Origin of the sequence: Mesorhizobium sp. AD1-1 (assembly GCF_020164655.1) — a bacterium.
In the GTDB taxonomy this organism is placed as follows: Bacteria; Pseudomonadota; Alphaproteobacteria; order Rhizobiales; family Rhizobiaceae; genus Mesorhizobium; species Mesorhizobium ciceri.
Genome location: NZ_JAIUGP010000006.1, coordinates 1 through 20742 on the forward strand (window position 1 = coordinate 1; position 20742 = coordinate 20742).

Genomic DNA, 20742 nt, shown 5'->3' on the forward strand with positions numbered 1-20742 from the left:
GTGGTCCGGCGGCAACGCCGGACCACTTTAGACAGGCTCCGGCTCCTCGAGAGCCTTCAAACGGGCGAGATTTGTGGCTGACCAGACATCGACCGCGAACCCGTGGCCGGCAGATGCCGGCACTTCCGATCTGATCTCTCCAGGCCGTAAACGCCTTGGCTGGGCGCTGATGGCCGCTGCGACGCTTGGCCTGCTGGCGACGATCGTGCTGGAGATCCTCTACAAGGGCAGCCCCGATACGATCGGCTTCGAGACCTGGCGCCCCGTCGTCTATGCCTATGTTCTGTGGGGCGTGGCGATCGGTGTCGGCCAGGTGCTGACGCGCGGCGAAGACGGCCAGCGTGCCCTGTTTCTGCTGCCGGCGCTGCTGTTCACCATCGCCATGGTGATCTTCCCGACGCTGTTCGGTTTCTACATCGCACTCACCGACTGGAACCTCAGTTCCTTCAGCGGCCGCCGGTTCAACGGGCTCGACAATTTCTGGCAGATGCTGGGCGATCCCTACTACCGCAACGCGCTGTTCAACATGGTGCTCTACGTGCTGGCGGTGGCGGTCGAATATGTCATTGCCTTCGGCTTGGCGCTGCTCCTCAATGCCCAGATCCGGGCGCGAAAATTCTTCCGCGTCGTCTTCCTGATGCCGCTGATGCTGTCGCCGGTCGCGGTGTCGTGGATGATCGGCAAATCGCTGATGGAATACAGGTTCGGACCGGCCGCAACGCTGGCGCGCCATCTCGGTTGGGAAAATCCGGCCTTCTTCTCCGATCCGATCATCGCGCGCATATCGATCATGATACTGGATGCCTGGACCTTCATTCCGTTCATGATGATCATGCTGCTGGCCGGGCTGCAGGCGATGTCGCGCGAGGTGCTCGAAGCCGCACGCGTCGACGGCGCCAATGCGTGGCAGACCTTCTGGCAGGTCACCTTCCCGCTGATGCTGCCGGTGTCGGTGACGGCGGTGGTCCTGCGCATCATCTTCAAGCTGAAGCTTGCCGACATCATCATCACCGTGACGTCCGGCGGCCCCGGCGGCGCCACCGATTCCGTGTCGAGCTTCATCTACCGCGAATACCGCGACCGCTCGAATGTCGGCTACGGAACCATGCTGGCGATGGCCTATCTGGTGATCATCGTCGTGTTCGTCACGTGGTTGTTGAAATTTGCCAACCGTTTTGTCCGCAATGTCAATTAAAGCAAGATGGGGGTGAATTGAGCCCGATGAGCGTTCAGACCACCGAATATGTCGCCTCGGAGATCCGCTCGCCGGCGAGCTTCCTCGCCAGCCGCGTCTTCATCTATGGCGCGCTGGCCTTCTGGGCGTTCATCTGCCTGTTCCCGATCTATTGGACGATCACGACCTCGTTCAAGACCGCAGTCGACGTCACGCAAGGCCATCTCATCCCCTTCGTCGACTTCCAGCCGGACTGGAAGGGCTGGCGTTCGCTCGGCCTGTCGCCGGACTCGATCTTCCAGACCTCGACCGTGCGCGAGGAGTTCCTCAAGCGCTTCATGAATTCGGTGATCACCTCGGTCGGCGCGTCGAGCCTCGCCATCATCATCGGCAGCCTCGCCGCCTACGGGCTCACCCGCTATCGCTACCATTTCGCCTGGTTCAAGAACGAGGACATCTCGTTCTTCTTCCTGTCGCAGCTGATCCTGCCGCCGGTGGTGCTGGCACTGCCCTTCCTGGTGCTCTACCGCGAGGTCGGCCTGCTCGACACGCGCATCGGGCTGATCCTGCTCTACACGCTGATGGTGCTGCCGATCGTCATCTGGATCATGCGCGACCAGTTCAACTCGATCCCGGTCGAGCTCGAGGAAGCCGCCCTTGTCGACGGGCTGTCGATCTGGGGCGCGTTCTTCCGCATCGTCATGCCGATCGCGCTGCCGGGCATGGTCGCCGCCTTCATCCTGGCGATGGTGCTGTGCTGGAACGAGTATTTCTTCGCCGCCCTTTTGACCTCGACCGACGCCAAGACGATCCCGGTCATGGTGGCGAGCCAGACCGGCTCGCAAGGCATCAACTGGTGGTCGATGGCGGCACTAGCGACGGCGGCCATCGCGCCGCTCGCCGTCATTGGCATCGCGTTGGAGCGCTATCTGATCATGGGCATGACCGCGGGCGCGGTGAAGTAGCATGGCGCCCTCTTACCTTCTCCCCCTTGTGGGAGAAGGGAAGCCGCGCGCTAGCGTCCCAATATTGCCCGCAGGTGGTCCATGATCATGGCGACGCCCTTCTGCCCGAGCTCTGCCGAAGCATCCTTGGCGCTCGCCGTGTACCAGCCGGTATTGTCGGCGAAGTGATTGGCATCGACAGCCTCCGGGCATAGCGCCAGCATCAGCGAGGTCTCGCCAATGCCGGCATGGTCGAACGGGTACTTGCCGTTCATGTCAGCCGACATCAGCGGATGCACCTGCACCCAGTTGAAGAAATTTTCACCCGCCGCGTGTCCTGAATAATAGTCCGCCATCGCCTGCGACCCCCACCAGCCCTCGCCGCGCTCCTTTTCGAGGAAGCGGAAGATCGCCTGGCGGCCGGCGGCCTTGAACGCCAGATCGGTCGGCATGCCGGCGACAAAGTTCTCGGTCTGGTGGTGGATAATGGCGTGGATGTTGCGGAAGCCGATGCGCAACAGGCTGTAGAACAGCTCCTCGCCGAACGGCGCCAGCGCATTGCCGCCGACCTGCACCGAGCCGCTGCCTTCCGGCGGCGCCACCGCATAGCTTGCCGCACCGTAGTAGAAGGGCGGCAGGATGACGACGTCCTTCTCCTTTTCGAACAGCTCCAGCGTCTTGATGACGGCCAGCGTGTCCATGCCGACGGCCATATGCTCGCCATGGTATTCCAGCACGCCGAGCGGCAGAGCGACCGGCCAATTCTCGGCGATCGCCCTGCGGATCTGGTGTGGCAGCATCAGTTCATAGCGCATGATCTATTCCATGTTGGTGTGGCGGGCGCGCATGGCTTCGGGCGACACGCCGGTCAATTCCCTAAGCTTCAGCACCATCACCTCAAACAGCAGGAACAGCGCGCCTTCGAACACCGAGCCCATCGGCAGGACCGATGTTTTTTGCGCCCCCTGATCGTTGGCCATGGTCTGCGCGGGAATGAGCAGCGTGAAGTCGGCAAGCCTTGCCGCGCTGCCTTCGGCCTGGGCGGTCAGCAGGAGATTGGTTGCACCTGCTTGGCGCGCGACCTGCATCAGGGTCAGCACGGTCGAGGTTTCTCCCGGCCCGGAACTGACCAGGAAGACATCGCCCTGCCCCAGCGGCGGCGTGTTCATGTCGCCGACCACGGAAACCGGCAGGCCCAAATGGTAGAGCCGCATGGCAAAACCCTTGACCTGCAAGGCCTCGCGGCCGCAGCCATAGACGACGATCTGTCGCGCGCCGGCTAGCGTTTTGCAGGCGGCGTCGATCCGGCTTTCGTCGATGCGTGCCAGCACGCCACCCAGCTCCTCAAGTGCGGTCTCGAACAGGCTTTTGCTCTTGTCGCTCACCGCAAACCCGCCATTGAAAAATCACCCTGGTATTTGCCGCTCTTGCTGCCACGAACAGCTTGATTTCGTTCATGCTAGCAACCGCGAAAATGCGTGTCCAACGCGCAGCTATGCTTTTGCCTGATCACAGGCGTGATAGTGTCATGTCAGACAAATCAGGCGAGGCAAACAGCAGGATATGAAGACACGGCATTTCGACCGCATCGGCAATGGCGGCATCAGTTTCACCGAGCTCGGCTTCGGCGCGGCGCCGCTCGGCAATCTCTACCGTGCCGTCTCCGACGAGGACGCCAACGCCACGCTGGAGGCCGCCTGGGCGACCGGCTGCCGCTACTACGACACCGCGCCGCTCTATGGGCTCGGCCTCTCGGAAACGCGGCTCAACCCGTTCCTGCGCGGCAAGAAGCGCGACGACTATGTGCTGTCGAGCAAGGTCGGCCGCATCATGCGTGCCTGCCCGCCCGAAGAGCGCACCGGCATCGGCAAGTTCTTCGACACGCCATCACGCCGCGAGGTGTACGACTACAGCTATGACGGTGTCATGCGCTCGTTCGAAGCCTCGCTTGAGCGCCTCGGCGTCGACCGGATCGACATCCTCTTCGTGCACGATGTCGACATCTTCACGCATGGCAGCAAGGAAGCCTCCGACCGGCGCATCGAGGAGTTCATGCGCTCGGGCTATTACGGCCTGCTGTCGCTGCGCGACCAGGGCGTGATCAAGGCGTTCGGCGGCGGCATCAATGAGTGGCAGGTCGCGCAGACGCTGGCTGAGCGCGGCGACTTCGATCTGTTCCTGCTGGCCGGGCGCTATACGCTCTTGGAACAGGAGGCGCTGACGTCCTTCCTGCCGCTCTGCCAGGCACGCGGCATCGGCATCGTTCTCGGCGGACCCTACAACTCCGGCATCCTCGCAACAGGGCCGAAGCCCGGAGCCTACTACAACTACTCCGAAGCGCCGAAGGACATACTCGACCGGGTCGCCGGGATCGAGAACGTCTGCAAGCGTCATGGTGTCAGGCTGATCGAGGCCGCCCTGCAATTCCCGCTGCTGCATCCTTCAGTCGTTTCGGTGATCCCCGGTGGCCAACGGCCGAGCGAAGTCGAGAGCAATCGCTCGCTGCTCGATGCGAAACTGCCCGCAGCACTTTGGGCGGATCTCAAGGAGGAAGGTCTTATGCGCACTGATGCGCCGACCGCATAAGCCGGCCGCGTCGCGTCAGCGTCGGGCACCAAAATGAAAAGCCGGGCAAGCCCGGCTTTTCTGGTCGCATGAACCGGCGTAGGGCACCAAAATGAAAAGCCGGGCAAGCCCGGCTTTTCTGAGGTCTCTGAAAAGAAAAAACGCTTAGTTGACTGCGTCCTTGAGGCCTTTGCCGGCCGAGAACTTCGGCACGGTACGCGCCGGGATCTTCACTTCGGCGCCGGTCTGAGGATTGCGGCCGGTCGAGGCGGCACGCTTTGACACGGTGAAATTGCCAAAGCCGACAAGCCGGACATCGCCGCCCTTCTTCAGTTCGCCGGTGATCACGGAAAATACCGCATCGACCGCCGACTGCGCGTCACCCTTCGAAATGCTCGCGGCGTCGGCGACAGCGGACACCAGTTCGTTCTTGTTCATAAAAATTCCCTTCCATGAGAACACCGGAACTATCGACTCATCCGGCAGGAAACGGACTTTAGAAAGAAGCGCTCCCGCAACCAAGTCGAAAAGGCAGGAAAAAAGCGGAAAAAGCCCGGAATTCCGGGGTTTTTCACATGAAAAAGCCGGGCGTCAGGCCCGGCTCTCCGTTTGTGCGCTGCAACCTCGACGAAAACCAACGCATGGCCCCGAAAACCGTAGCCGGTTTGCGGCAAGGGCCATGCGCAAGTCTGGGCGTTAGAGCGTCCTTTGTGCGTCCAGATGGACGCCCGGCGCTCTAATGCGCCAGGGACTTTCCAGCGTCGTCGGCACTGTCTGTCGCAGCCGGCGGATTGACCGGCTCGACCCATTCGATCGGCTCCGGCATACGCACCAGCGCGTGGCGCAACACCTCGCCGACACGTGAGACCGGAATGATCTCCATGCCGTTCTTCACATTGTCCGGAATCTCCGCCAGGTCCTTGGCATTGTCTTCCGGGATCAGCACCTTCTTGATGCCGCCGCGCAGTGCGGCGAGCAGCTTCTCCTTGAGCCCGCCGATCGGCAGGATGCGGCCGCGAAGCGTTATCTCGCCGGTCATCGCCACATCCGCCCGGACCGGAATACCCGTCAGTACCGATACAATGGCTGTCGCCATGGCAGCACCTGCAGACGGGCCGTCCTTCGGCGTGGCGCCTTCCGGCAAGTGCACGTGGATGTCGCGCTTGTCGAACAGCGGCGGCTCGATGCCGAAATCGACGGCGCGCGAGCGGACATAGGAGGCCGCCGCCGAAATCGATTCCTTCATCACGTCGCGCAAATTGCCGGTCACCGTCATGCGGCCCTTGCCGGGCATCATGACGCCTTCGACCGTCAGCAGCTCGCCGCCGACTTCCGTCCAGGCGAGTCCGGTAACGACACCGACCTGATCGTCAGCCTCGACCTGACCGAAGCGGAAGCGTTCAACACCGAGGTAATCGGCGAGGTTCGCCGCCGTGATGTTCACCGTCTTCTTCTTCGTCTTCAGGATCTCGGTCACCGCCTTGCGCCCGAGCTTCATCAGCTCGCGCTCCAGGCTTCTGACGCCCGCTTCACGGGTGTAGGTCTGGACGATGGCGCGGATCGCGTCCTCACCGACGGAAAACTCCTTCGGCTGCAGCGCGTGATCGCGGATCACCTTAGGCATCAGGTGCCGCTTGGCGATCTCGATCTTCTCGTCCTCGGTGTAGCCGGCGATACGGATGATCTCCATGCGGTCCATCAAGGGCGCCGGGATGTTCAGCGTGTTCGCCGTCGTCACGAACATGACGCTCGACAGATCGTATTCGACCTCGAGGTAGTGGTCCATGAACGTCGAGTTCTGTTCCGGATCGAGGACCTCGAGCAACGCCGATGACGGATCGCCACGGAAGTCCTGGCCCATCTTGTCGATCTCGTCGAGCAGGAAGAGCGGGTTGGACTTCTTGGCCTTCTTCATCGACTGGATGACCTTGCCGGGCATCGAGCCGATATAGGTGCGCCGGTGGCCACGGATCTCGGCCTCGTCACGCACGCCGCCCAGCGCCATGCGGATGAACTCGCGTCCAGTCGCCTTGGCGATCGACTTGCCGAGCGAGGTCTTGCCGACACCGGGAGGGCCGACGAGGCACAGGATCGGCCCCTTCAGCTTCTTCTGGCGGCTTTGCACGGCGAGATACTCGACGATGCGCTCCTTGACCTTGTCGAGGCCGAAATGGTCGGTATCGAGCACGTTCTGCGCGAAAGCCAGGTCCTGCTTGACCTTGGAGTTCTTGCCCCACGGGATAGACAGGATCCAGTCGAGATAGTTGCGCACGACCGTCGATTCAGCCGACATCGGCGACATCGTCCGGAGCTTCTTCAACTCGGCTTCCGCCTTTTCGCGGGCCTCCTTGGAGAGCTTGGTCTTCTTGATGCGCGCCTCTATCTCGGCGGCCTCGTCGCGGCCGTCCTCGCCTTCGCCGAGTTCCTTCTGGATCGCCTTCATCTGCTCGTTCAGGTAGTACTCGCGCTGCGTCTTCTCCATCTGGCGCTTGACACGCGAGCGGATGCGCTTCTCCACCTGCAGGACGGAGATTTCGGCTTCCATGAAGCCCATCGCCTTTTCCAGCCGCTCCTTGACCGAAAGCGTGGCCAGCATCTCCTGCTTCTCGGGGATCTTGATGGCGAGATGCGAGGCAACCGTGTCGGCGAGCTTGGAGTAGTCGTCGATCTGGCTGGCAGCACCCACCACTTCGGGCGAGATCTTCTTGTTCAGCTTGACGTAATTCTCGAAATCGGTGACGACCGAACGCGCCAGCGCCTCAACCTCGACCTCTTCCTCTTCCGGCTCGACCAGCGCCGCGGCGCGGGCCTCGTGGAAATCGGGACGGTCGGTGAACGAGACGATTTTCGCACGCGAGGCGCCCTCGACCAGAACCTTGACGGTGCCGTCGGGCAGCTTGAGCAATTGCAGCACATTGGCGAGCGTGCCGATGTCGAAAATGGCATCGGGCTCGGGATCGTCATCAGCGGCATTCATCTGGGTGGCAAGCAGGATCTGCTTTTCCTGACCCATCACCTCTTCCAGCGCCTTGATCGACTTCTCACGCCCGACGAAGAGCGGAACGATCATGTGCGGGAACACCACGATGTCGCGCAGTGGGAGAACTGCGAAGACGCCGTCGCTGGGTGCCTTGGATACTTTGGCCATTGTCCAACCTTTCATGTCGCGGCCGCTAATTGAGCCAACCGCGAATCTTATATTAACGACCGGGGATCGTTCCGCCTACCACCGTTTGTGACGGGAGTTTTACAGCACAGAAATCGGGCACCTCGGCCTTCTCCAGTTAGTTGGATGCACGACCCCCAAAGATCAAGGGGCGTGTCCAAATCCGCACTCCCAACCCGTCCGCGAGTGACACATTTGCGACGCCAGCCCGTACGCCGCGCAAAACCGCTGTGCGACAGCAAAACGGCGCCTTGCGGCGCCGTTTCAGAATTTCGCTGCGGGCTCATGTCAGGCGCTGACATTGCCCTTCTTTTCCTTCTGCTCGGAGTAGATGTAGAGCGGCCGGGCACTGCCGGTCACCACCTCCTCCGAAATCACCACTTCGCGCACGCCTTCGAGTGCGGGAAGCTCGAACATCGTGTCGAGCAGGATCGCCTCCATGATCGAACGCAGGCCGCGCGCGCCGGTCTTGCGCTCAATAGCGCGCTTGGCGATCGCCGAAAGAGCGTTCTCATGGAAGGTCAGGTCGACATTTTCCATCTCGAACAGCCGCTGATACTGCTTGACCAGCGCGTTCTTCGGCTCGGTCAGGATCTGGATCAGCGCCGGTTCGTCGAGATCTTCCAGCGTCGCCAGGACCGGCAGACGGCCGACAAACTCAGGGATAAGACCGAACTTCAACAGGTCCTCGGGCTCGACCAGGCGGAAAACATCGCCAGTGCGGCGATCCTCCGGCGAAGCGACGACCGCGCCGAAGCCGATCGACGTCTTGCGGCCGCGATCCGAGATGATCTTGTCCAGCCCGGCGAAGGCGCCGCCGCAGATGAACAGGATGTTGGCTGTATCGACCTGCAGGAATTCCTGCTGCGGGTGCTTCCTGCCGCCCTGTGGCGGCACGGAGGCGACGGTGCCTTCCATGATCTTCAAGAGCGCCTGCTGCACACCCTCGCCCGACACGTCGCGGGTGATCGAGGGATTGTCCGACTTGCGCGAAATCTTGTCGATTTCGTCGATGTAGACGATGCCGCGCTGGGCGCGCTCGACATTGTAGTCGGCCGACTGCAACAGCTTCAGGATGATGTTTTCGACGTCCTCGCCGACATAGCCGGCTTCGGTCAGCGTCGTCGCGTCAGCCATGGTGAACGGCACGTCGATGATGCGGGCCAGCGTCTGCGCGAGCAGCGTCTTGCCGCAACCGGTCGGGCCGATCAAAAGGATGTTGGACTTCGCCAGTTCGACATCGTTGTTCTTGCCGGCATGCGCGAGGCGCTTGTAGTGATTGTGGACCGCCACCGACAGCACGCGCTTGGCGTAGGGCTGACCGATGACATAGTCGTCGAGAACCTTGAGGATCTCCTGCGGTGTCGGCACGCCTTCGCGCGACTTCACCATCGAGGTCTTGTTCTCTTCACGGATGATGTCCATGCAGAGTTCGACGCACTCGTCGCAGATGAAGACCGTCGGACCGGCGATCAGCTTGCGCACTTCGTGCTGGCTTTTGCCGCAAAACGAGCAGTAAAGCGTGTTCTTGGAATCGCCGCTGTTGTTGCCGACCTTGCTCATTTTCATGTCCTTTCATGGCCGCCCGCCGATGGTCTGGCTGAAAGGGCGCATACTCTATCTATCGCGGGAATCCGCCGCCGCCAGTGTGTCCCGGCTCCCGCAACGCATTCCGTACGAAACACAAATCAGAAAACGTGGCAATGATTCGCGACAACCCCGCATAAAGCTAAGCCGCCGAAACTCAACATAGCCTTAACGTAGGCAATCCTGTCCCCCGAGGGAACAGCCAATTGTGGCCGAAATGCCGCAAGACGCGCCAAAAGCGCGTGATGGTGCCATCCAACTGCCAACTTGCCTTTATGCCAGCGCCCCTTCGGCCGCCTCGCGCGACGAAATGACCTTGTCGATGAGGCCGAAATCCTTGGCTTCGTCGGCGGTCATGAAATGGTCGCGGTCGAGCGTTTTCTCGATCTCTTCATAGCTCTTGCCGGTGTGCTTGACGTAGACCTCGTTGAGGCGACGCTTCAGCTTGATGATATCCAGGGCATGGCGCTCGATGTCGGACGCCTGGCCCTGAAAGCCGCCGGAAGGCTGGTGAACCATGATGCGGGCGTTCGGCGTGGCAAAGCGCATGTCCTTGTGACCGGCAGTCAGGAGCAGCGAACCCATCGAAGCCGCCTGGCCGATGCAGAGCGTCGACACGGCCGGCTTGATGAACTGCATGGTGTCGTAGATCGCCATGCCCGAGGTGACGACGCCGCCCGGCGAATTGATGTAAAGGTTGATTTCCTTCTTCGGATTCTCAGCTTCGAGGAACAAAAGCTGCGCGCAGACCAGCGTCGCCATGCCGTCCTCGACCGGACCGGTGATGAAAATGATGCGCTCCTTGAGGAGGCGCGAGAAAATGTCGTAGGCCCGCTCGCCGCGATTGGTCTGTTCGACCACCATCGGAACGAGGTTCATGTAGGTTTCGACGGGGTTCTTCATCAGGTATCTCTTATCTCGCGGTGGGATTCCGGCGCCGGGAATGCCGGCAGATCGGGCAGAATCGGTTCTGGATCGTTATTCCGTAAATAGGATGCCGGCTCGTCCTTGTGCAAGGCCGACCCCTCCTAGCCATCTGGGTAAGTCGAATCAAGCTTTCTGACCAAGGATTCGCGGCGGCGGATGCTTCCGCGGGTCCGGAGCCGCATCGCCGGCCCCGCAACGTAGCAGTTTCTTAACCGCGTCACTTAACGAAATGCGCCGAAACCGCTTTTTTCCGAGACGGCTTCCTCTACAATTCAACGTTGAACTTATGCATAGAGTTCAACAGGGGGAGTGTCATGCCCGGGAAAACCGCATGCTTCACCATTGCCGGCCTGACCGTGCTCGGCACGATTTCGCAGACGGCGGCCGGCGGCCGCGCCGTCGAATGTTATGAGCCGGTCCGCAGTCCGGCCGTCTATGACACGGTCTATGAAGACGTGATGATCAGTCCGCCCGGTCAGCAGGTCGACTATATCGCCCCTATCTTTGGCACGCGCGAGCGCGTCGTGATGACCGTTCCGGCGCAAGTGACCTACCAGATCGTACCGGCCGTCACCCGCACCGTCTACCGTACGGTCCGGGTCGATGGCGGCGGCTATTCCTGGGAATGGCGCGTCATCCATGGCCGCAAGGTGCTGTGCAAGGTATGGCACAAGGCGCGCTACGAACGCGTCGCAGAGACCGTCGTGATCCAGCCCGAACGCACGCGGCGCGTCGTCATTCCCGCACAATATGACAGCATCGCCGAGGAGGTGCTGGTGCGGCCGGAACAAAGGCGCGTCATCGATGTCCCCGCCTCCTACCAGACCGTCGCGCGTCGTGTGTTGGTCCGGGAAGGCTCATCCAGTTGGCGGCGGGTGCATATTCCCAGGCATTGCCAGGATTAGCGCGCATGGCGTACCCTGCTTCGCAGCGGATCTCCGTTGGGCTGAGGGCATGCGCGACCTGGAAATTTCCAATCAGGAATTGTCAGACCTTGCCGAAGAAGCCTTGGCGCTTGCCAAAGCTTATTGGGCCTCCCTCGAGGAACGTCGGACGTATCCCACGACCAGCGGCAAACAGACGACGGAACTCTTCTCGCGGCCTTGGCAGGAGAGCGGTCGTGGTCGGGAAGTCTTGCAGGATTTCAAGTCGATAGCGGAGCATGTGCGGCCTTCAACCGGCAGGTTCTTCGGTTATGTCGTCGGCTCCGGCGAACCGATCGGCGCGCTGGGGGAATTGCTGGCTGCGGTGCTCAATCAGAATGTGACGTCGTGGCGCTCGGCACCGGCTGCGACATCGATCGAACGCGCCGTCGTCGAATGGTTGGCGGAGGCTGTCGGTTGCCCCGGATTTACAGGCAGCCTGTGCGGCGGCGGCTCGACGGCGAACCTCATGGCCCTGGCGATGGCGCGGGAAGCGAAGCTGCCAGCCAACGAAACAGGCGTGCGACCGTGCGTGATCTATGCTTCCGAGCAAGTGCACATGTCCATTCCCAAGGCCGTCGCGCTGTTGGGGATCGGTAGAAAAAATCTCCGTTTGATCCCTGTCGACGACAAATTCAGGATGCGGACGGATGCCCTCCAGGCAGCTATTGCCGCCGACCGCGGCATCGGCAACATGCCCATCGCCATCGTGGCCACGGCCGGCACCATCATCTCCGGTGCGATCGATCCCCTTCCCGAAATCGCAGACATTGCCCGCAGGGAAGCGTTGTGGATGCATGTCGATGGGGCCTATGGGGGACTGGCGGCCCTGACCGTCCCGGAAAAGTTCCAGGGACTGTCTTTGGCGGATTCGCTGTCGCTCGATGCGCACAAGTGGCTCTATCAGCCACTCGATTGCGGCTGCCTGCTCAATCGCCACCCAGACATTGCGCGCACGACTTTCTCGCACAGCGACGACTACGTCAGGATATTGAGCGAAGACCCAACGGAAGCATTTGCATTCTTTGAAGAGTCGATCGAACTGTCTCGGCGCTTCCGTGCGCTGAAGCTCTGGATGTCGCTGCAGTATCACGGGCGCCGTGCCTATCGCGAAGCCATCGCGCGCGATCTCCACCATGCCCAGATGCTGGCACAGGCAATCGCTTCGCAGCCGGAGCTTGAGCAGCTTGCGCCGGTATCGCTAAGCGCGGTCTGTTTCCGTCACCGCTCTAAGGACAATGAAGCGATCCTGCGCCGTGTGATCGCGCGCGGCCGCGTGTATCTGTCGAATGCAACGATCAACGGTCAATTCGCGCTGCGGGCGTGTTTCGTCAATCACAGGACGACCTTGGATGACGTGCGGGCGATTGTGTCCGAAGTCATTGCCGCCGCAGACGAACTCAATCATTGAACCGCTGCGGATTTGGCCTCGTGTTTCAGGCGACCTCCGCCCGCAGCCATGCCTTCAGACCGGCGATATCCCCATCGCCGACAGCAGCGGCAACGCGCCTGCCGACCGCCGCGCCGAACTTGTAGCCGTGGCCGGAGCATGCCGAGACAACAAGGCATTTGCCCTTTCCATGCGCCATGAATTTTTCCTCTGATGTGAAAGTGTAGGCGCAGGTGACGACCTCGGTCACACGATACTCCGCGATGCGGGCGATCGGCGGCGAAAACAGGTTGCGGATCGCCTCGCCCTCGCCCGCCACCGGCTGACGGTTCCAATCGGCGTCGCTGGTCGGCACCTTGTGCAGCCCGGACCCGAACTTCGTGCCAGCGCCGCCGGAGGGCGGGATCACATAGCCGTCGATCGCGCCGCCGACATCGAGCACGACCGGTGCCGCCTGCCAGGCCGCCTTGAGGTCGGCCGGCGGTTCGACATAGGCAAGTGCGGTTCGATAGGTCTTCAATTCTCCGTCCAATTCCGGAAACAGTTTTAGCACCCAGGCGCCTGCGGCGACGACGATGCGGTCGGACTGCATCGTCTCGCCGCTTTCGAACACGATGTGGCCGGCTTCGGCGTCGACCTCGACGACCTTGCTGTTTTCGTAGACATTGGCGCCGTTGGCGCGCAGCCACTTTGCCAGGCCGGACGCGATCTTGCGGCAATGCAGCGCGCCGCCTTCAGTCGAGAAATAGGCATAGCGAAACGACCCGGCTTCCAGAAACGGCCAGCGTTTCACGGCTGCATCGGGCTCCAGCAGTTCGAACGGAAAATTGCCTTCTTCCAGGCCCTCGCGATATTCCTCGGCCTCGTCGCCAGGCTCGCGCGAAATGCAGACAAATCCTCTGGGATCGAGATGGTTTTCGCCGAGGTCGGCCCACATCTCGTCCCAGGCCTGGTAGGCTTCGGTGATCAGCCGGCCGTAGCCGGTCCCCGCGCGGTAAGCGCGGCGGATGATGCGGTGGTGGTCGCCCGAGGCGGCCAGCGGGTTGGGGATCGGCCCCTGCTCGACGATCGAAACGCTGTGACCCGCCTTGACCAGCGACCACGCCGTCGAGAGACCGGCAATACCCGCGCCGACAACGATCACATTCATCAGATCAGACTTTCCGCAGCCTTGTCGGCTGGCTCAACGCATTGGGTTGCGGGCGCCAACATACGGTCTGGAACCGGACTGGCAAGCCGCGCTATTGGTCTGGCATGAGCAAATTGACGCCACCTGCACTGGCCTTTGATCCAGCCACTCGACATCTGCGGCTCGACCCGCACGAGCCGGCTTTTTTTCAAAACCCTTATGATGCCTATGCTTTCCTCCACGGCGTATCGAATGCCTTCTTCTGGGAAGAATTCGGCTTCTGGTGCTTTGGCGGCTTCGACGACGTCAACCGGCTGCTGCGCGACCGCCGTTTCGGCCGCCAGAATCCGGCCGGCATTCCAGACAGTCGCGGTATCGGACAGGACCGTAGCCATCTCAGGGCTTTCGACGGCATCGAAGCCAATTCGATGCTGGAACTGGAGCCACCCGTGCACACGCGGCTCAGAACACTGGTGAACCGTGCTTTCGTCTCACGTCAGGTCGAACGGCTGCGGCCGCGCGTCGAAGCGCTCGCCAACGAACTGATCGACCGTTTCGAACCGGGCAAGACGGTCGACCTGCTGCCCGCCTTCGCGGCGCCCTTGCCGATCACCATCATTGCCGAAATGCTCGGTGTGCCGGTCGACATGGGGCCGCAACTGCTCGACTGGTCGCACCAGATGGTTGCCATGTACATCCATGGCCGCACGCGCGCGATCGAAGAGACGGCCAACCGCGCCGCGGGCGAATTTGCCGATTTCCTGCGTTTCCATGTCACCGAGCGACGCAAGAACCCTGGCGACGACCTGCTGTCGCTGCTGATCTCGGCGCAGGAGGACGGCAAAAAGCTGTCGGAGGACGAGATGGTGTCCTCGGCGATCCTGCTGCTCAATGCCGGTCATGAAGCGACAGTGCATCAGACCGGCAACGCTGTCCGTTCGATCCTTATGCAAGGCGGCGATGTCAGCCGCTTCTTCGGCTCACCCGAAGCGACCGCGGCAACGGTCGAGGAATGCCTGCGCTTCGACGCGCCGCTGCACATGTTCACGCGCTATGCCTACCAGGAGATCGAAGTCGCGCCTGGCATTGTCGTGCAGCCGGGCCAGACGATCGGGCTGATGCTGGGCATGGCCAATCATGACCCGCGCGCCTTCGCCGAACCGCAAGCTTTCCGGCCCGATCGTCCGGACCAGAAGAACGTGTCATTCGGCGCCGGCATCCATTTCTGCATCGGCGCGCCGCTGGCCAGGCTAGAATTGCAGGTGTCGCTGAAAACCCTGTTCGAACGGCACCCGAAGCTGCATCTTGCCGAAAGGCCAAGCTTCCGCGACACTTACCACTTCCATGGGCTGGAAAGGCTCGCCGTCGGCTTTTGACGAAGCGCGGATTTGGTCGCCGGCCTATTCCAGCCATAGCGCCAGCAGCAACCACAAGGTCGGCTCACCGGACCGCCCACGATGCCCTTCCACGACAAGGCACCGGAAGCTGTCTCAGCCAGTTCCAGCGAAATAGTCATACGCAGGCAGCACAAGCTTGGGGGAGAGCCTGAAGGCCGTTGCTGGCAGCCCCTGTCGATCCATGCCAAATCGCAAGATCGGTCGAGCGCGATATATCCGGAAAGGCCTAACTGGTGTCGTCACGGAGAAAGAGACGTTGAAGGCCGCACTTGAAAACTACCAAGCCCGAATGCAGCGGGTGCTAGACCATATAGATCAGCATCTGGATGACGATCTGGGGCTGGAGGCGTTGAGCGGTGTCGCGGCGTTCTCGAAATATCATTTCCACCGGCAGTTCACGTCCACCTTCGGGGTGTCCGTGCATCGCTATGTCCAGCTCGCCCGCATGAAGCGTGCTTCGTACAGACTTGCCGAAAGTGACGCCCAAAGCGTCACCGACATAGCCATGGATGCCGGTTACGACGCGCCGGATGCCTTCGCCCGCGCCTTTCGGCAACGGTTCGGACAATCGCCGTCGTCGTTCCGGAAGTCTCCCGACTGGGGGTCGTGGCTCATGGCCTTCGGGCCCCTCGAAAAAGCAAGGAACACGCTTATGCAGATAATCTTTGAACACGACGACGTGACGATCCGCGATGTGCCCCCGACGCCGGTGGCGATCATGGAGCACCGCGGAGACCGGGCGACGCTCCAGGACACCATCCAGCGGTTCATCGCCTGGCGTAAGGCGGCGGGCTTGTCGCCCGAGACAAGCCCGACCTTCAACGTCTTCCGTTCCGAAAGGGAGCCCGCGGTCCCGGCTGACTACAGCATGGACATTTGTGCCGGGACAGACCGGCCGATCGAGGCGAATGACGGGCAGATGAAGGCTGGCGTGATCCCCGGCGGGCGCTGCGCGGTGCTGCGCTACCCTGGCAATACCAACAATCTCGAACCCGCAGCACTTTATCTTTATCGTGAATGGCTTCCGGCCAGCGGCGAGGAAGCACGCGACTTTCCGATCTATTGCCAACGACATCTGTCCCACTTCCCGGAGGGCCCGCTACGCGAAGTGGTCGTTGAACTCTTTCTGCCTCTGAAATAGCTCGGCAGGACAGCGGTTTGTCCCCCCGATCGCGAGCATCATGGCGACGCGAGATCAAAGCTTGATCACATACTCCTTGCGAGTCGTTTCAAGCACTTCCCAGCTGCCCTTGAAGCCGGGCTTCAGCACAAAGCTGTCGCCGGTCTTGACGGTGCGCGCTTGCCCACCGTCCTCCGCGATCACCGAAACGCCGGACAGGATGTGGCAGAACTCCCACTCGTCATAGACGATGCGCCATTTGCCCGGGGTCGATTCCCATATGCCGGCATAGAGGCCGCCGTCGCGCTCCTCGACATTCCAGGTGCGGAATTTGGGATCGCCCGAGATCAGCCGGTCGGGCGCCGGTGCACCCTGTTCGGCGTCGACAGCGTCGACGCCGATGGAAAGAAAGTTTGACTCGCTCATGATCGATCAGACCTTGGCTAGCGCCTGTTCGAGGTCGGCGACGATGTCGTTGACGTCCTCGATGCCGATCGAAAGCCGCACCGTGTCCGGTCCTGCGCCGGCCTTGATCTTCTGCTCGTCGGAAAGCTGGCGATGCGTTGTCGAGGCCGGGTGGATGACCAGCGACTTGGTGTCGCCGACATTGGCCAGGTGCGAGAACAGTTCGAGCGCCTCGACGAATTTGACGCCCGCGTCATAGCCGCCCTTCAGCGCGAAGGTGAACACGGCGCCGGCGCCAAGTGGTGAGTACTTCTTCTGCAGCGCGTTGTTCTTGTCTGAGGGCAGGCCGGGGTAATTCACCGATGCGACCTTGGGGTGGTTGGACAGCCAGGCGGCAACGGTGACGGCATTGTCGCAGTGGCGCTGCATGCGCAGCGGCAGGGTTTCCAGGCCGGTCAGGATGAGGAATGCGTTGAACGGGGAGATCGCCGGGCCGAGATCGCGCAGGCCGAGCACGCGCGCGGCAATGGCGAAGGCGAAATTGCCGAAGGTTTCGTGCAGGACAAGACCACCATATTCGGGGCGCGGTTCCGACAGCATCGGGTATTTGCCCGATTTCGACCAGTCGAAGGTGCCGCCGTCGACGATGGCGCCGCCGATCGAATTGCCATGGCCGCCGATGAATTTGGTCAGCGAATGGACGACGATGTCGGCGCCATGCTCGATCGGCCGGATGAGGTAGGGCGAGGCCAGTGTGTTGTCGACGATCAGCGGCAGGCCGTGCTTGCGCGCGATGTCACCGATCTTCTCGATATCGACGAAGGTGCCGCCCGGATTGGCGAGGCTCTCGATGAAGATCGCCTTGGTCCTGTCGTCGATCTGGCTCTCGAAGGTCGAGATGTCATTGGTGTCGGCCCAGCGCACCTCCCAGCCATAATTCTTGAAGGCATGGCCGAACTGGTTGATCGAACCGCCGTAAAGCTTGTTGGCGGCAACGAAATTGTCGCCCGGCTGCATCAGATTGTGGAACACGATCACCTGCGCCGCATGGCCGGAGGCGACCGCGAGTGCCGCCGTGCCGCCTTCAAGGGCCGCCATGCGCTCTTCCAGCACCGCCTGGGTCGGGTTCATGATGCGGGTGTAGATGTTGCCGAAGGCCTTCAGCCCGAACAGCGACGCGGCATGGTCTGCATCGTCGAAGACGAAGGAGGTCGTCTGGTAGATCGGCGTGGCGCGCGCGCCGGTCGCCGGATCGGGCTTGGCACCGGCGTGGACGGCGAGCGTGTTGAAACCTGGCGTGCGGGTCACTGAAAACCTCCCTTTTGAAACTCTTGAAATCGCCGGGCATTCTTGGCGAAGCATGAGCGCGAATGCAAAGAAGAAAATACCCTTCGGCTAGCGATCTGCGGCCGAGGCCCGAGAAAATGCGCTGGCCTAAGGAATAATTTTGCGCCTAAGGCGCATCGCGCGTCAGGCCTTGCTTTTGGTGCACGTCGTTATCCCAAAACCGCTGCGCACTTTTGAGCGACGTGCACTACTTCTGCCGCACGCCGAAACTCTGGAATCCCGACCGCATCAGCGGCTTCTTCGACGACAGCACGCCGGAATTGACGCCGGTCCAACCGATCTCGCCGGACAGCTTGCCATATTCGATCTTGGGGCAGCGGTTCATCACCACCTTGATGCCGGCGGCCTCGGCGCGCGCGGCTGCTTCGTCATGGCGCACGCCAAGCTGCATCCAGATCACTTTCGGCAAGGGATCGAGCCGCAACGCCTCGTCGACGATGCCGGGCACCGCCGCCGGCGCGCGAAAGATGTCGACCATGTCGATCGGCTCCGGAATATCGGCGAGCCTCGCATAGGTCATCCGGCCGAGGATCTCCTTGCCGGCCTGGCCAGGATTGATCGGAAACACCGAAAATCCCTTGGCCAGCAGATATTTCAGCACGAAATAGCTTGGCCGCACATCATTGGCGGACGCGCCGACCATGGCGACGGTCTTCACCGAATTGAGGATGCCGGCGATGTAGCTGTTGTCGTAACTATCGTGGTTCATGCGGCTTCCTGCGGTAGTGATAGCGGTAAAGTTCACGGCTGAACCCAAGCGAGGCGTAGAGGGCGCGAGCCGGCGTGTTGTCGGCCACCACCTGCAGGCATGCAGCTGACGCACCCGTTTGTCGTGCCCAGTCGATCAGGACGCCCACCGTCTTGCGGCCCAGGCCTTGCTGCCTGAAACGGCCGTCGGTTTCAACCGATTCCACCACAAGCAGCCCATTGCGGATGACGCCATAGGCCAAGGCGGCAATTTCGCTGTCTCGTGTACAGGACACGAACGCCCGGTCGCCGACGATCAGTCCGGTCATCTCGCGAAAGACGCGGCGATCGATGTCGTCATAAGCCTCCATGCGGAAGCGCGCCGCGAGCCAGTCTTCGCCTGGCACAGGCGAAACAGCGACCCGCTCGTCGCGGACTTCAGCCAGATCGCCGATCCCGGCATGGAGATGGATCGTCCCGCCTTCCGGCTGGTAGCCGCGATGGTCGAGTGCGGTTTCGAGCTCGGCGGCGATATCAGGCACTCGGAACATCGGCGCCTGACCGTGGCCGACGTAGAAGGACTCTGCGGCGTCGATCACTTTGTCGGGCGCGCCGCGCTCGACGCGCAATGGGTTCGCAGAATTGGTGCGCCGGATCCGTCCGCCCGATCGCCGTAGAAGCCAGCCATCAACCACCGTCTCGGTCGCCGCCGGCCAGCCTTCGCGGCACGCCTGCTCGACGCGCCAGTTGAGGTCATCATCGCCGGCGCTCACGCGTCATCCTCCCGCAGCGCTTCCTCCATAAAGGCCTGCGGATCGGTGCAGAAGTCGCGCATCATGCGAAAATGATCGGTATCGCTGAAATCCGTGGGATCGAGCCCGAAGCGGCTGATGCGGAACAGCCGCGCGCCAGGACAAGCCATCAGCAGCGGCGAATGCGTCGCCATGATCACTTGCGCGGTGCCCGACTGGTCCATGCGCCGCAGCATCTTGAGCAGCTCGATCTGTCGCGACGGAGAGAGCGCACTTTCGGGTTCGTCGAGGATGTAGATGCCTTGCCTGCGGCAGCGCTCCTCGAAAAAGCGGATAAAGCCCTCGCCATGCGACCAGGACAGGAAGTCCGGCGGCGGTGGCCTGAAAGGGTCTTCCAGCGCCGCCTGATCGAGATAACGGGCCACGGAGTAAAAAGATTCGGCGCGGAAGAACCAGCCGGCGGTGACTTTCGGCAGCCAGTGGCCACGGAATGTGTTTGCCAGCGCGGCACCACTCTTGTCGATGGCACCGGAATGGTCGACCGGTCGATAGCCCTTGCCGCCGCCGGCTTCGTCGTAGCCGGCCAGCGCGCCGATCGCCTCGAGCAGCGTCGATTTGCCGGTGCCGTTTTCTCCGACGATGATAGTGATCGGCGTGGTGAATTCGAGCTCGAACTCATGGCCGCGAAATAGCGGCAGGTTCCAAGGGTATTTTTCCCAATCCCCAACCCGCGTGGGATCAAGCAGGATGCGCTTCAGATACGGTGCCTTGAGCCGCGTCAGCTGCCTGCGGTAGGCCATCAATCAGGCAGCGAAATCGTGCCGTCTTCGGCGATCGGAAAGGCCGGATTGTGCGCCACTTCCCAGGCATGCCCGTCCGCGTCGGCGAAATAGCCGTACCAGCCACCCCAGAAGGCGCGGCCTGCCGGCTTGACGATGCGGCCGCCGGCTTTTTCCGCCCTGGCGAGCACGTCGTCGACTTCGGCGTCGGAGCGGGTGTTGTAGGCGAGATAGACGGCCGACGGTGCCCCGGCGAAGGCGATGCCGGAATCCTCTTCGGCGCTGGCGCGCGGGAACAGGCCGAGGATGATGCCGCCCATCTGGAAGAAGGCGACACCTTCGGTGATGCCGGCATGACGGGTCAGGCCCATCGTCTCGTAGAAGCGCACCGCGCGGTCGAGATCGTCGGTCGCGATGGTGATGATGGAGATGCGTGGTTCCATGACGTTC

General features: G+C 61.9%; 20 protein-coding genes. 7 read left to right on the forward strand and 13 right to left on the reverse strand.

Features of this window, described 5'->3' with window-relative positions:
• Positions 1 to 73 precede the first annotated feature (73 nt).
• Entirely contained in the window at positions 74 to 1195 is a 1122-nt protein-coding gene (locus LB519_RS13300; RefSeq protein WP_127369901.1) for a carbohydrate ABC transporter permease, read from the forward strand.
• A gap of 26 nt (positions 1196 to 1221) precedes the next feature.
• Positions 1222 to 2139: a carbohydrate ABC transporter permease gene (locus LB519_RS13305; protein ID WP_013532185.1), complete on the forward strand. Its 918-nt coding sequence runs from the start codon at positions 1222 to 1224 to the stop codon at positions 2137 to 2139.
• 50 nt (positions 2140 to 2189) lie between these two features.
• On the opposite strand, the gene LB519_RS13310 is transcribed toward LB519_RS13305, so the two are convergent.
• Both LB519_RS13310 and LB519_RS13315 read right to left on the reverse strand, forming a co-directional pair.
• Complete coding sequence (locus tag LB519_RS13310) at positions 2190 to 2933, reverse strand: creatininase family protein (RefSeq protein WP_063167792.1); 744 nt, start codon at positions 2931 to 2933, stop codon at positions 2190 to 2192.
• A 3-nt stretch (positions 2934 to 2936) separates the two neighbouring features.
• Positions 2937 to 3503 carry an SIS domain-containing protein gene (locus tag LB519_RS13315; protein ID WP_063171947.1) on the reverse strand — a complete coding sequence of 189 codons (567 nt, stop codon included), beginning with the start codon at positions 3501 to 3503 and terminating at the stop codon, positions 2937 to 2939.
• Between the two features lie 178 nt (positions 3504 to 3681).
• Here LB519_RS13315 and LB519_RS13320 point away from each other — a divergent pair, with 178 nt between their 5' ends.
• A complete protein-coding gene (locus tag LB519_RS13320) occupies positions 3682 to 4704 on the forward strand; it encodes an aldo/keto reductase (RefSeq protein WP_063167791.1) in 1023 nt (340 codons plus the stop codon).
• 144 nt (positions 4705 to 4848) lie between these two features.
• Here the strand turns inward: LB519_RS13320 and LB519_RS13325 are convergent, their stop codons facing one another.
• From LB519_RS13325 to clpP, 4 genes are all read right to left on the reverse strand, one after another.
• Positions 4849 to 5121, reverse strand: a complete 273-nt coding sequence (locus LB519_RS13325; protein WP_006201846.1) for an HU family DNA-binding protein — start codon at positions 5119 to 5121, stop codon at positions 4849 to 4851.
• A 298-nt stretch (positions 5122 to 5419) separates the two neighbouring features.
• On the reverse strand, positions 5420 to 7831 hold the full coding sequence (gene lon / locus LB519_RS13330; RefSeq protein ID WP_013532189.1) for an endopeptidase La: 2412 nt from the start codon (positions 7829 to 7831) through the stop codon (positions 5420 to 5422).
• 306 nt (positions 7832 to 8137) lie between these two features.
• Complete coding sequence (gene clpX, locus LB519_RS13335; RefSeq protein WP_013532190.1) at positions 8138 to 9412, reverse strand: ATP-dependent Clp protease ATP-binding subunit ClpX; 1275 nt, start codon at positions 9410 to 9412, stop codon at positions 8138 to 8140.
• A 297-nt stretch (positions 9413 to 9709) separates the two neighbouring features.
• Positions 9710 to 10339, reverse strand: a complete 630-nt coding sequence (clpP, locus tag LB519_RS13340; protein WP_013532191.1) for an ATP-dependent Clp endopeptidase proteolytic subunit ClpP — start codon at positions 10337 to 10339, stop codon at positions 9710 to 9712.
• 338 nt (positions 10340 to 10677) lie between these two features.
• Between clpP and LB519_RS13345 the strand changes: the two genes are divergently transcribed.
• Positions 10678 to 11268, forward strand: a complete 591-nt coding sequence (locus LB519_RS13345) for a hypothetical protein (RefSeq protein WP_024504594.1) — start codon at positions 10678 to 10680, stop codon at positions 11266 to 11268.
• 49 nt (positions 11269 to 11317) lie between these two features.
• On the forward strand, positions 11318 to 12697 hold the full coding sequence (locus LB519_RS13350; protein WP_224620222.1) for a pyridoxal phosphate-dependent decarboxylase family protein: 1380 nt from the start codon (positions 11318 to 11320) through the stop codon (positions 12695 to 12697).
• Between the two features lie 25 nt (positions 12698 to 12722).
• Here the strand turns inward: LB519_RS13350 and LB519_RS13355 are convergent, their stop codons facing one another.
• A complete protein-coding gene (locus LB519_RS13355; protein WP_224620223.1) occupies positions 12723 to 13826 on the reverse strand; it encodes an NAD(P)/FAD-dependent oxidoreductase in 1104 nt (367 codons plus the stop codon).
• A gap of 104 nt (positions 13827 to 13930) precedes the next feature.
• Between LB519_RS13355 and LB519_RS13360 the strand changes: the two genes are divergently transcribed.
• Positions 13931 to 15181 (forward strand): cytochrome P450, encoded by a 1251-nt coding sequence (locus tag LB519_RS13360; RefSeq protein WP_224620224.1) that lies wholly within the window; start codon positions 13931 to 13933, stop codon positions 15179 to 15181.
• Between the two features lie 277 nt (positions 15182 to 15458).
• On the forward strand, positions 15459 to 16343 hold the full coding sequence (locus LB519_RS13365) for a GyrI-like domain-containing protein (RefSeq protein ID WP_224620225.1): 885 nt from the start codon (positions 15459 to 15461) through the stop codon (positions 16341 to 16343).
• A gap of 54 nt (positions 16344 to 16397) precedes the next feature.
• Here LB519_RS13365 and LB519_RS13370 read toward each other — a convergent pair whose 3' ends face one another.
• The 6 genes from LB519_RS13370 to LB519_RS13395 form a co-directional block, all read right to left on the reverse strand.
• Complete coding sequence (locus LB519_RS13370) at positions 16398 to 16748, reverse strand: cupin domain-containing protein (protein WP_063167787.1); 351 nt, start codon at positions 16746 to 16748, stop codon at positions 16398 to 16400.
• Between the two features lie 6 nt (positions 16749 to 16754).
• Positions 16755 to 18035: an O-acetylhomoserine aminocarboxypropyltransferase gene (locus LB519_RS13375; RefSeq protein ID WP_224620226.1), complete on the reverse strand. Its 1281-nt coding sequence runs from the start codon at positions 18033 to 18035 to the stop codon at positions 16755 to 16757.
• A gap of 226 nt (positions 18036 to 18261) precedes the next feature.
• On the reverse strand, positions 18262 to 18783 hold the full coding sequence (locus tag LB519_RS13380; RefSeq protein WP_013532199.1) for a CoA-binding protein: 522 nt from the start codon (positions 18781 to 18783) through the stop codon (positions 18262 to 18264).
• Positions 18770 to 19534, reverse strand: coding sequence for a GNAT family N-acetyltransferase (locus LB519_RS31310; RefSeq protein ID WP_224620227.1), 765 nt, complete (start codon positions 19532 to 19534; stop codon positions 18770 to 18772). The genes LB519_RS13380 and LB519_RS31310 overlap by 14 nt, the downstream gene beginning before the upstream one ends.
• Positions 19531 to 20313 carry an AAA family ATPase gene (locus LB519_RS13390; RefSeq protein ID WP_224620228.1) on the reverse strand — a complete coding sequence of 261 codons (783 nt, stop codon included), beginning with the start codon at positions 20311 to 20313 and terminating at the stop codon, positions 19531 to 19533. The genes LB519_RS31310 and LB519_RS13390 overlap by 4 nt, the downstream gene beginning before the upstream one ends.
• A complete protein-coding gene (locus LB519_RS13395; RefSeq protein WP_224620229.1) occupies positions 20313 to 20735 on the reverse strand; it encodes a VOC family protein in 423 nt (140 codons plus the stop codon). Before LB519_RS13395 ends, LB519_RS13390 begins: the two co-directional genes overlap by 1 nt.
• Positions 20736 to 20742 lie beyond the last annotated feature (7 nt).